The sequence below is a fragment of the Endozoicomonas acroporae genome (assembly GCF_002864045.1).
GTDB lineage: Bacteria > Pseudomonadota > Gammaproteobacteria > Pseudomonadales > Endozoicomonadaceae > Endozoicomonas > Endozoicomonas acroporae.
On sequence record NZ_PJPV01000158.1, the window covers coordinates 1 to 12,829 of the forward strand.

Genomic DNA, 12,829 nt, shown 5'->3' on the forward strand with positions numbered 1-12,829 from the left:
ACTGGAAGGGCTGGTGCAGGGTTTGCCCAAGATACCTGATGGGTTGCCCAAGTGGCTGGCGGGTCACTTCCACCAACTGGCCACAGCACTGCATCAGCAGAACCGCCCGGTGCAACTGGCACTGGACGACCTGTTCAGCAGCGCCCGGCAGCTGGCCAGCCAGCGGCCTGAACATTGGCATCAGGCCTTGCGACAACACCTGTCACTGCCCTTTCGCGCTTTAAAGACACCGCTACCCCCGCTGCAGGAAGATACCGCAAGCCTGGCACGAATGAAGCAAGAAGAACGGCGCCGGGCCCTTGAGACCCTCGCCAATAGCATGCCCGGACTGTTGACGCCCATCATGGTACAGTTCGGGCCTGCACTCCGTTGTCGTGACCGTGAAATCACGGTGACACCGGAGACAACAGATCAAGACATCATGACGATTGTACAGGCCATGCAACAAGGCCCAGAGACCAGCCACAAGAGCGGGTCAACGGTAAAGCCGAAAAGAAACAGTCATTCGGCTTCCCCCTCCGCATTTGACGATATTGTGGCTCCCTGCCACTTCAGGATCACCAGATACTTCCCTGAAACTCCTTACGATGCCCGCCTATATCGTCTCTTTTTTGTCCAGACCCATCTGGATGAAGACGGCCGGTTGCGCGACTACCCCATCGACTGGACAAATGGCACGATAACCCCTGTGCCAGGATGGCCTGATGATACCGTCTGGCGGACCGACCTTGGTGCCGATGAACTGCCCGGCAACATTGCGTTAACCCTGAATAACCAGTGGCAGCCCTTGCCTGCCCTGACGCCCTCGGACCAGCTCCGGGCACTGCGCTGCACCCCGGACACCCCCATCGAGCTGGCCCGAAGCGAGCTGACAGGGCAACTGTTAATCAAAAGTAAGGCATCCACACCATCATCGGTAACGGTGGACTTTATCATTGCCCCCGGGCGAACCTATTTTACCCCACTGAGACCGGGCGAGTGTCTGACATTACAAGAGGGATTGTGCAGTCAACGGCTTGTAGAAGTCCTGGAAGAAAAGATTTTTTACTCCGAAACGAACAGCTGCAAAGCCTATGAAGAGCTGCGTGATATCAATGGGGCCCTGGATATCCCGCAACGACTCAGGGCGTTGATGGATTGGCTGGATACATTTTCCGACAGCAAAAATGTGACCGGACAAGATGACCAGCTGTTGCTGAATATGCTCAGGGAGAAACAAGGGGTTTGCCGACACAAGGCGGCGATCTTCCAAATACTCTGTCACTATTGGGGAATTCCTGCCCGGCAAGTAGTGAATGTTTCGCACCGTTTTGTTGAGATCAGCCCCGATGGCGGCCAAACCTGGCGACAATACCAACTCGGTGGTGGCGGACGGGTTACAGCAGATATCATAGAACCCAACTGGGGGGAGTATGGTCAACCAGGTGGTTCTGACCTGAAGCCACCCGCTACAAGAGGGTATGCCTATTTCAACCATTTTATCAATTCAACGAAAACTGGTCCTGCATTAATGGACAAAATTGAGAATTCTCTTGAGGGTCTTGAAGATTTGCTACTGTCGTGCAATAAAAAATCAGTACTGACTGATACTATGCACCAAATTAAAGATAACTACTCTGCATTCCACAGAGCACCTTTTGGCTCCAGCGCTTTGCCGAATAATTGGGGGGTGTTATTATCGCCACAAATGTTTTGCCTGTTGGGTGATAAAATACAAGATTGGCAATGTATCATAGAAAAAAGTGCCTGGAATTTTTCAGTAGTCAGGGATATTCGAAGAGCAGATATCGAATATAAACTGAGACCATTATATCGACTGATACATATACATGAGCCTGATGTGCACTATTTGAACTGGCTATGTGACCTCTACCGCTCGGTGCCTCAATTTCTGAAATATGAATTATTGACCATCCTACAGACGCTCTGTGGGTCCTGTGATTCCTGTCAGTTAAAAAGCCGGGTAAAAGGAATGCTTGAGTCTTATTCTCCAGGACCCAGAACGGATAGCCTTCTTGAATACGAAAATCCACGATTTTCACAGTACTGCATAAACCTTTTCAAAACGATGACCTTGAGCCACTCCCTTTTGGGGCGACTATCCCAGCCTTGCATCCATCAACAACTCCACCACCAGCCTGTGGGCAATAGCATTATCATCCCTGAAAAATTGATTTCCGGCGAGGCGGCTTTCCTGAATGTATCAAAATCTACAAGCTACAAACCTATTATTTTCGACTGTACTTCTTTGTCCAAAAATGCGATGAACGATAAGATTGCTGAAAAAATAAAATCCGGCTTAAAGTCAGTAATTAGCGAAATATGTGAGAGTGAAAAGGTTAGTGTTTCCAACGGAGCAATAAGAAAAATATTCTTTATTTGGCTGGCAGCGCATCACAGGAATGATACCACTCCTCCAATTTGGGTGACTCAACAATATAATATCTATTCTGAGGCAAGGCGGCCTGACTATGAGCCGTTGCTTACAGCTGCTATTCCGCAAGATGACCCCATGACCGAATTAAAATTACCTCCAAAACGTTTAAAAGAGTATTTTAACCGGCCTTCCGCTGTCGTTCTTCAGGCGGATGATTTGCTTGTTCTTTTGGATGAGTTTCTTGCACAGATCGAAAATGAAAGCAATAAGTAGTGGCTCTTTCAGGATTCCAGACCAATGTTTCGTGAGCTATAGACAGTGTTCATAGTAGAGCAGTCCGGAAGCCAATTAGAGCCTGAGTAGTTAACCAAATGAAATCATATTTTCTGACTACTTATGATTTCGTCGGTAGTAATGCTATCAGCATACCGGCCAGCCAGTTGAACTGGTTTTCCTTTCGGTTGAGTATCCACTCATCATGAATTGTCCATTTAGCCCTGGCGGCCACCGCCGCTGCAAAATGGGGTTTCCGTGGCAGGAACCTTCTTATTATTTTGTTGTCCATAATTTCCTGACATCGGTATTCATAAATCAGGCACGGATGATCAAATGGACAAAATAACAAATGAAGTTATCAATTATCACTCTTTTCCAAATCAAACAATTACCCACTCTTTACCACATCAGGTGGGAAACATAAGGAAAATATCGGATTTTTCCGATGGACAAACAAAGCTTCAGCAATCTTCAGCACAGCGATCAGGATTGAGAGAACCCCAAAAAGTCCCAACGCCTGATTTAGGACAAAGGCCTGCCACTGTCTGTCAAGTTACCTTTCACTTTCCAAGCGATCACTCCACCGCCCGCCCAACGGATCAGGAAGCGCCCCATCAGAGCCTGAGCACCGGTGAGTTCTTTTTTGCCAATACTCCGTTAACCCAACAGCGAATTATTGATCAATTACGCCATGAACAGCCTGCAACGTATTGCATTCGAGCGCTGGCTGATCTGGAAAAACAGGGCCTGATGCAACAAACCTGGCTAGAGGGCGGCCAATTACAAAAAGCAGAAGGCCGACTGTTTACGGATGAGCCGATGACCCTGGTTTTTGACCTGACCGCCATGACACCCGGTGATATCGCCAGCTTTAATGACCTTCTTCAGGTGGGACCCAAATGTAACGATAAACCACTGGGCGACCACATCCGGCGGGTATTTCTGGTCAACCACGGGATGCTGGACGGAAGTAAGCCCGCCAACCCCGACCTCTGGCGCAGATTGGGGCAAATGCCGGAAAAGGCCGTATCAGAAGCCGACTGCTATATTGCTGATTCGGTGACCGATGAAACCTTGCTGGCCGAAAAAACCACGGAAGACATCCCGGCCAATCCCCTCCGCGTCACCATCGACTTTGCCACCACCGACAACTGGTACCACCAACTGTTTGGTGGTATCACCCTCAATGATCGGGGTCGGCTGGTTTTTTCTGAAGGGGCCCTGGCCAACCTGAAAGACAATACCCACCTGGTGTTTAACAACGCACCATGGGAAGACACTGGCTTCCAAGCAGACCTGGCAACGGCCATACGGGTTGGCGGATTCACCGCCAACAAACAATGGGTCCGGCTGCCTGAGCAGATATCCCTGTCCGTAGCGCATATCTGTGCCACCGAACTCAATGCCCGGAAAGATCAGACGATCAGCGACAGCACCGTTTTTTGTCCCCAAAGCCCGTTTGTGCTGATTAACGGCAGCTCAATCGAGCGTCTCAAAGGCCATGTGATGGTGGAGGGCACTGCCGTTGTGCAAACGAACATGTTCTCCAATCTGCTGCAAGGTTGCAGGCAACTGGTACTCACTGGCGAGCTGAATGACAAACAGTGGTTATGGTTACTGTGCCAACTGGAGCAGTTACCGGCGAGTAAAAGACCACGTTTGTTTGCTAATTTGCCAACCGACCGACTGCTCCCTGCAAGGGCTGGCTACTGTCCAACCACCCTGGCCTGCAACCCACACTGCGGCACTTTCACCTACCAGATCAACCCCGGGGACACCCTGGAATCCCTGCAACAGGTCAACCTCACCAGCCAGAACCGTTTCACTTTTTCCCTGACCAACAGTCCACTGCTGAATGCCCTGGTCAATGGGACGCCAACGACCCTTTATGGTCTGGAGCGCAACCCGGAATTGGCTGCCAACCTGGAAACCCTGTTATTGCCCGCCCCTTACCTGTTTATTCATGGGCATAAGATGGATCTGCCAAGAGCGCGGGTCACCTTCATGCCTCCCCCGGGGCAGCAAGCCACCGGCTCAGCATTGATCAACGCCCTGCTCAACGTTTCCGACAGCCAACCACCTGCACCGGAAAACCCGGTCTACTCCCTGCTGATGTCTCTGCCCCAATCCTATAAAAAGCGCTATCCGGACAGGCCGCCCTGGACCGGGGAGGATTTTCAGTATCGGTTTGAGCAACAGGCCGAGTCAGAACGCCTGTTGGACGGTAGCCCCGGGCTTTTGCCCTGCCATCAACGCCACGCCTTGCATGTGCTGCTGGCCAAGGCGTATCGTGGCGACCCGGAGATTTACAGTTTCATCAAGGCGAAAATTGCCGGTTATTATCCGGATCAGCCCACCGACAACCGTGCCGACCGATTCGCCCTGCAGCACTGGCTGACCCACCACCCAACTCCGGAGCTGAGGGACATCAAGGCCGATTTCTGGATGCTGGCCCGGCACTGTCCGGCCACGGTACACCGGGGCAGCCAGGACCCGCATCCTGTATCTCACGACTCAGTGAAGCAGCTGGCCACCTATATGGTCGCCGCCGCCCCTTGGGAACAGCAGTTAACCTTGGCGCAGCAATTGGGAGTTGATCTTCGGCTGGCCCGGCAAAAACGCTTTTTTGACGGGAACCTGCGCTCAACCTTAAAAGATACCCTGATTGCTCACCGGTCATCACTCAGGCAAGGCACTGTCATCAGCCAAACGACCGGGACGCTGGAGAGCCAGATTGCCGCCATTCTGAATCAGACCGATCAACAGAAATCACAACAGATCCGGGAGTTGCTGGCCACTGCCTTTGTTGGTGATCAGTTACCCGGGCCGTGTCACGATCTGCCCGATGCCCTCCTTGCCCAACAGCGCCATCACTGGTCCCGGCAGGAGCGGCGTCTGGTGCATTTGGCCAGGAGGGTCCGGAAGCATCCTGTGGTGTTCCTGCAGGGTGAGGCCGGAGCCGGCAAGACCTTTATGGCCAGGGCCATAGCGGCCAGGGCTGGTTATCCAGACTGTCAGGTGCTTCAGCTTGGACCCAACCACACCTCAGAAGCCCTGTTTGGTGGACCGCAGCTGGTGAGTTATTCAGTGGGCAATGGGGCGGAGGACCATGGCACCGAATTTTGTGAAGGGCCACTGCTGCTGTGGGCATTATCGAAAGATCCGCCCCTGCTGGTGCTCGATGAAGCCAACCTGGTGCCAGAGGGTCTGCTTGCCCCCCTGGGCGGTTTAACCCGGCAGCCGCCGGTGCTCCATTATCAGGGCCGGGAGTACGAACTGAACGACCGGCACCGGATTATTCTTACCGGCAATCCGGATCATTATTTGGGACGGCACCTGGATAACACGCTGAAATCACGGATTCCCACCTTCTTTTATAACCCCTTGCCGGACACCGTGCTGGCCAACGCCATCATTCTGCCCAATCTACCGCAGGCCTGGCCTGCTCACCTGAAACAACAGGCCCGTGACCGGCTACTAACCCTGTACAACCAGTTCCGGGAGCTGCTGGACCAGACCACACCCAGAGATATCACCGATGTGCTGGCCACCGTTCGCCAGATTCTCCGTCACTGTTCCGCTACCGGGGACGACACGCCAGCGCAAGTCAATGCCCTGATCAGGCGGGCATTTATGGACAGTCTGGCCGGTGCTGTAACCCCGGAATACCAGCAACGGCTGAGAACCCTCAACGTCTGGTACCAGGGCCAGTTCAAGGAAGATCCATCCCTTATGGCGGGGGTTGACGCGAGCTTTACTGATTTTATCCAACGACTGCAGGCCGCCAACACCGATGGTGACTTCTCTGCGGAGCCTGTCCAGCGACTGGTCTACCACTACTGGCAAAGTCTGGACAAGGATGACTCGGGACGCTCCGCCATGCTGGTGGAAGGGCCGACAGGCTGGGGCAAGGATTTTGTGCTGGACAGAACCATCCGGCTCTGGCAACAACAAGAGAGGAAACAACGGCCAGTACGTCCGTTTGTCCATATCAATGCCAACCCGAACCAGTGGGCCACTCTGGCCGAGAGCGTTAACCAGGCGATGAGCCGGGGGCAACTGATTGCCATCAGTGAGCTTAACCTGATTCCCAGCCACTATGTAGAAGGGTTGCTGAATCATGTGTTGACCGGCCATGCAGCACGGGGATTTCGCCTGTTTGCCACCATCAATCCCGGCTATTTTGCCGGACGGGAAGCGCTGAGCAAGGCCCTGACGAGCCGCTGCACCCAGGTCAGGCTGGCTGCCCTTACCCCGGAAGAACTGGAAGGGCTGGTGCAGGGTTTGCCCAAGATACCTGATGGGTTGCCCAAGTGGCTGGCGGGTCACTTCCACCAACTGGCCACAGCACTGCATCAGCAGAACCGCCCGGTGCAACTGGCACTGGACGACCTGTTCAGCAGCGCCCGGCAGCTGGCCAGTCAGCGGTCTGAACATTGGCATCAGGCCTTGCGTAAACACTTGTCACTGCCCTTTCGTGCCTTGCCGACACCGCTGCCTCCGCTGAAGGAGGATACCGCACGTCTGGAACGCATCCAGCAGGAAGAACGACGGCGCCGGGACCTTGAGGCCAGCGCCAATAGCATACCCGGACTGTTGATGCCCATCACGGTAACATTCGGGCCTGTACCCCGTTGTGGTGATCGGGTAATCACGGTGACACCGGAGGCAACAGATCAGGACGTCATGACCATTGCACAAGCCATGCAGCAAAATATGAAGATCAGCCGCAATAGCGGGTCAACGGTAAACCCGCAACAAACCGGTCATTCGGCATATCCTTGTAAATTTGGCGATATTTTGGTGCCCCGCCACTATAAAGTCGACAGGCACTTCCCCAAACGCCCTTACGATGCCCGCCAATATCGTCTCTTTTTTCGGGAGACCCGTCTGGATGAAGACGGCCGGTTGCGTGACTACCCCATCGACTGGACAAATGGCACGCTAACATCGTTGCCAGGATGGCCTGATGATAACGTCTGGCGGACCAACCTTGGCGCAGATGAACTGCCCGGCAAGTTTACGCTGATCCTGAATAACCAGTGGCAGCCCCTGCCTTCCCTGACGCCCAGAGACCAGCTCCGGGCACTGCGCTGCACCCCGAAAACCCCCGTTGAGCTGGCCCGAAGCGAGCTGACAGGGCAACTGTTAATCAAAAGTCAGGCATCCTCAGCATCACCGGTTACGGTGGACTTTATCATTGCTCCCGAGCAAACCTATTTTACCCTGCTGAGACCGGGCGAGTGGCTGACATTACCAGAGGGAGTGTGCAGTCAGCGGCTTGCAGATCTGCTGGCAGAAAAGATTTTTGCCAAAAAAACCAACACCTGCAAAGCCTATGAAGAGCTGCGTAACATCCATGGGATCAGTGATATCCCGCAACGACTCGGGGCGTTGATGGGTTGGCTGAATACATTTTCCGATAGCAAAAATGTCACCGGACAAGATGAACAACTTTTGCTGAATATGCTCAGGGAGAAACAGGGGGTTTGCCGACACAAAGCGACGATCTTCCAGGTGCTCTGCCATTATTGGGGTATTCCTGCGCGGCAAGTAGTGAATGCTTCGCACTGTTTTGTTGAGATCAGCCCCGATGGCGGCCACACCTGGCGACAATACCAGCTCAGCGGTGGCGGACGGTCCACAGCAGATATCACAGAACCCGACTGGCGGGATTATCATCTACCAGTCTATTGTGACCTGATACCAATCGAGGGGTATGCCGATTCCGACCAACTTAGCGATTCAACGGAAGACATCATTATTTCGATTAACATTTATCTGAATTCTCTTGCAAAACAATTACAATCAAGCAAAAGTGCAATCCTTTTTGACATGATGTTGCACGAACTTAAAGATATCTACTCTGAATTCAACAGAAGACCTGCAGACTCCGACATTTCTATCAGAGATTTTGGGAAAAACTGGGGGATACTGTTATCGCCACAAATGTTTTATCGGTTTGGTGAAACCATAAAAGATTGGGAAAGTATCATAGAAAAAAGCACTTGGCGTATGGTGGATGATAAAAGCAATAGCGGTATGAAATATTGCTTCATTGAAAGTCAAATGAAGATATTATCTCAGCTGATACAGGCACAAGAGCCTGATGTGCACTATTTGAACTGGTTATGTGATCTTTACCGTTCAGTGCCTCAATTTTTGCAATACATATTAATGGTTATCTTACAGAGTTTCTCTGGGTCCTGCGACTCCTGTCAGTTAAAAGACCGGGTAAAATCATTGCTTATGTCTTATTCTCTAAGACCCATAAAAACTAATACTCTTAAGCCAATAAGGAATGATGATATACGACTTTCACAATGCTGCATAAACCTTATCAAAACGATGACCATGAGCCGGTCCCTTTTGGAGCGGCTATCGCAGCATCGCATCCATCCACAACTCCACCATCAACCTGTGGGCAATAGCGTTATCATCCCTGATAAGCTTATGTCCGGCGAGGCTGCTTTCCTGAACGTATCAAAATCTACAAGCTACAAACCCATTATCTTCGATTGTACTTCTTTACCAACAGAAGATGTTAACAACAAGATTGCTCGAATAAGTAAATCCGGAATAAGGTCAGAAATTAGTGAAATATATGAGAGTGAAAAGAGTTTTGTAGAATTAAACAAGATAATAAAAAAAACATTCTTTTATTGGCTGGCAGCACACCACATGAATGACACTCCTCCCATTTGGTTGACTCACCTTTATGATTTCTATTGTGTTACAGCGCAGCCTTTCTGGGAGAAGGTCCTTACGTATAGCAATCACAGAGTTGATCCCATGGCCCAATTAAAATTACCCCCGGAACATATAAAAAACTGTTTTAACCAACCATCCGCTGTCGTTCTTCAGAAGGATGATTTGCTTGTCCTTTTAGATGAGTTTCTTGCATTGATCACAGATTAGGAAAATAGGGAGAAGGAAACATTAGCAAACCGCTCAACAGTGACTGCTCGATAAATGTTCATGCGTTTGCAGTGGAAGGAACGTTCTTATTATTTTGTTGTCCATAATCTAATGACACCGGCATTCATAAATCAGGCATGGATGATCAAATGGACAAAATAACAAATGAAGTTATCAATTATCACTCTTTTCCAAATCAAACAATAACCCACTCTTTACCACATCAGGTGGGAAACAAAAGGAAAATATCGGATTTTTCCGATGGACAGGCAACGCTTCAGCAATCTTCAGCAAAGCGATCAAGATTGATAGAACTTCAAAAAGTCCCAACGCCTGATTTAGGACAAAGGCCTGCCACTGTCTGTCAAGTTACCTCTCACTTTCCAAGCGATCACTCCACCGCCCGCTCAACGGATCAGGAAGCGGCCCATCAGAGCCTGAGCACCGGTGAGTTCTATTTTGCCAATACTCCGTTAACCCAACAGCGAATTATTGATCAATTACGCCATGAACAGCCTGCAACGTATTGCATTCGCTCGCTGGCTGATCTGGAAAAACAGGGCCTGATGCAACAAACCTGGCTAGAGGGCGGCCAATTACAAAAAGCAGAAGGCCGACTGTTTACGGATGAGCCGATGACCCTGGTTTTTGACCTGACCGCCATGACACCCGGTGATATCGCCAGCTTTAATGACCTTCTTCAGGTGGGACCCAAATGTAACAATAAACCACTGGGCGACCACATCCGGCGGGTATTTCTGGTCAACCACGGGATGCTGGACGGAAGTAAACCCGCCAACCCTGATCTCTGGCGCAGATTGGGGCAAATGCCGGAAAAGGCCGTATCAGAAGCCGACTGCTATATTGCTGATTCGGTGACCGATGAAACCCTGCTGGCACAAAAAACCACGGAAGACATCCCGGCCAATGCCCTCCGCGTCACCATCGACTTTGCCACCACCGACCACTGGTACCACCAACTGTTTGGTGGTATCACCCTCAATGCCCGGGGGCAGCTGGTTTTTTCTGAAGGGGCCCTGGCCAACCTGAAAGACAATACCCACCTGGTGTTTAACAACGCACCATGGGAAGACACTGGCTTCCAAGCAGACCTGGCAACGGCCATACGGGTTGGCGGATTCACCGCCAACAAACAATGGGTCCGGCTGCCTGAGCAGATATCCCTGTCCGTAGCGCATATCTGTGCCACCGAACTCAATGCCCGGAAAGATAAGACGATCAGCGACAGCACCATTTTTTGTCCCCAAAGCCCGTTTGTGGTGATTAACGGCAGCTCAATCGAGCGTCTCAAAGGCCATGTGATGGTGGAGGGCACTGCCGTTGTGCAAACGAACATGCTCTCCAATCTGCTGCAAGGTTGCAGGCAACTGGTACTCACTGGCGAGCTGAATGACAAACAGTGGTTATGGTTACTGTGCCAACTGGAGCAGTTACCGGCGAGTAAAAGACCACGTTTGTTTGCTAATTTGCCAACCGACCGACTGCTCCCTGCAAGGGCTGGCTACTGTCCAACCACCCTGGCCTGCAACCCACACTGCGGCACTTTCACCTACCAGATCAACCCCGGGGACACCCTGGAATCCCTGCAACAGGTCAACCTCACCAGCCAGAACCGTTTCACTTTTTCCCTGACCAACAGTCCACTGCTGGATGCCCTGGTCAATGGGACGCCAACGACCCTTTATGGTCTGGAGTGCAACCCGGAATTGGCTGGCAACTTGGAAACCCTGTTATTGCCCGCCCCTTACCTGTTTATTCATGGGCATAAGATGGATCTGCCAAAGGCACAGGTCACCTTCATGCCTCCCCCGGGGCAGCAAACCACCGGCTCTGCATTGATTAACGCCCTGCTCAACGTTTCCGACAGCCCACCAACCGCACCGGAAAACCCGGTCTACTCACTGCTGATGTCTCTGCCCCAATCCTGTCAAAAGCGCTATCCGGACAGGCCGCCCTGGACCGGGGAGGATTTTCAGTATCGGTTTGAGCAACAGGCCGAGGCAGAGCGCCTGTTGGACGGTAGCCCCGGGCTTCTGCCCTGCCATCAACGCCGAGCCTTGCATGTGCTGCTGGCCAAGGCGTATCGCGGCGATCCGGAGATTTACAGTTTCATCAAGGCGAAAATTGCCGGTTATTATCCGGATCAGCCCACCGACAACCGTGCCGACCGATCCGCCCTGGAGCAATGGCTGGCCCGACACCCAACCCCGGAGCTCAGGGACATCAAGGCCAATTTCTGGGCGCTGGCCCGGCACTGTCCGGCCACGGTTCACCAGGACAGCAAAGAATCGGATGACATAAATAACAACTCGGTGAAAGAGCTCGCCACTTATGTGGTCGCCGCTGCTCGCAGCGCACGGCAGCGGCCCCTGGCACAGCGATTGGGTGTGGATCTTCGGCTGGCCCGGAAAAAACGCTTTTTTGATGAAAACCTGCGCTCAACCTTAAAAGATACCCTGATTGCTCACCGGGCATCACTCAGGCAAGACATCATCATCAGCCAAACAACCGGGACGCTGGAGAGCCAGATTGCTGCCATTCTGAATCAGGCCGATCAACAGAAATCACAACAGATCCGGGAGTTACTGGCCACCAACTTTGTTGATGATCAGTTACCCTGGCAATGTCAGGATCTGCCCGATGCCCTCCTTGCCCGACAGCGCCATCACTGGTCCCGGCAGGAGCGGCGTCTGGTGCATTTGGCCCGGAGGGTCCGGGAGCATCCCGTGGTGTTCCTGCAAGGTGAGGCCGGAGCCGGCAAGACCTTTATGGCCAGAGCCATTGCGGCCAAGGCTGATTATCCAGACTGTCAGGTGCTTCAGCTTGGGCCCAACCACACCCAGGAGCACCTGTTTGGCGGACCGCAGCTGGTGAGTTATTCAGTGGGCAATGGGGCGGAGGACCATGGCACCGAATTTTGTGAAGGGCCACTGCTACAGTGGGCATTATCGAAAGATCCGCCCCTGCTGGTGCTCGATGAAGCCAACCTGGTGCCAGAGGGTCTGCTTGCCCCCCTGGCCGGTTTAACCCGGCAGCCGCCGGTGCTCCATTATCAGGGCCGGGAGTACGAACTGAACAACCGGCACCGGATTATTCTCACCGGTAATCCGGATCATTATTCGGGACGGCACCTGGATAACACGCTGAATCACCGATTCCCACCCTTCTTTTATAACCCCTTGCCGGACACCGTGCTGGCCAACGCCATCATTCTGCCCAATCTACCGCAGGCCCTGA

Annotated in this window: 4 protein-coding genes; 3 read left to right on the forward strand and 1 reads right to left on the reverse strand. The window is 52.3% G+C overall.

The window, feature by feature from the left end:
- A partial coding sequence (locus CX664_RS21160) for a transglutaminase-like domain-containing protein (protein ID WP_146000193.1) occupies positions 1-2,650 on the forward strand: 2,650 nt, incomplete at its 5' end.
- A 121-nt stretch (positions 2,651-2,771) separates the two neighbouring features.
- Here the strand turns inward: CX664_RS21160 and CX664_RS26635 are convergent.
- Positions 2,772-2,942 carry a hypothetical protein gene (locus CX664_RS26635; protein WP_163373082.1) on the reverse strand — a complete coding sequence of 57 codons (171 nt, stop codon included), beginning with the start codon at positions 2,940-2,942 and terminating at the stop codon, positions 2,772-2,774.
- Between the two features lie 44 nt (positions 2,943-2,986).
- Here CX664_RS26635 and CX664_RS21165 point away from each other — a divergent pair, with 44 nt between their 5' ends.
- Positions 2,987-9,571, forward strand: a complete 6,585-nt coding sequence (locus tag CX664_RS21165) for an AAA family ATPase (RefSeq protein WP_101748649.1) — start codon at positions 2,987-2,989, stop codon at positions 9,569-9,571.
- Positions 9,572-9,720: 149 nt separating this feature from the next.
- On the forward strand, positions 9,721-12,829 hold a 3,109-nt coding region (locus tag CX664_RS21170), incomplete at its 3' end, for an ATP-binding protein (protein ID WP_180966577.1).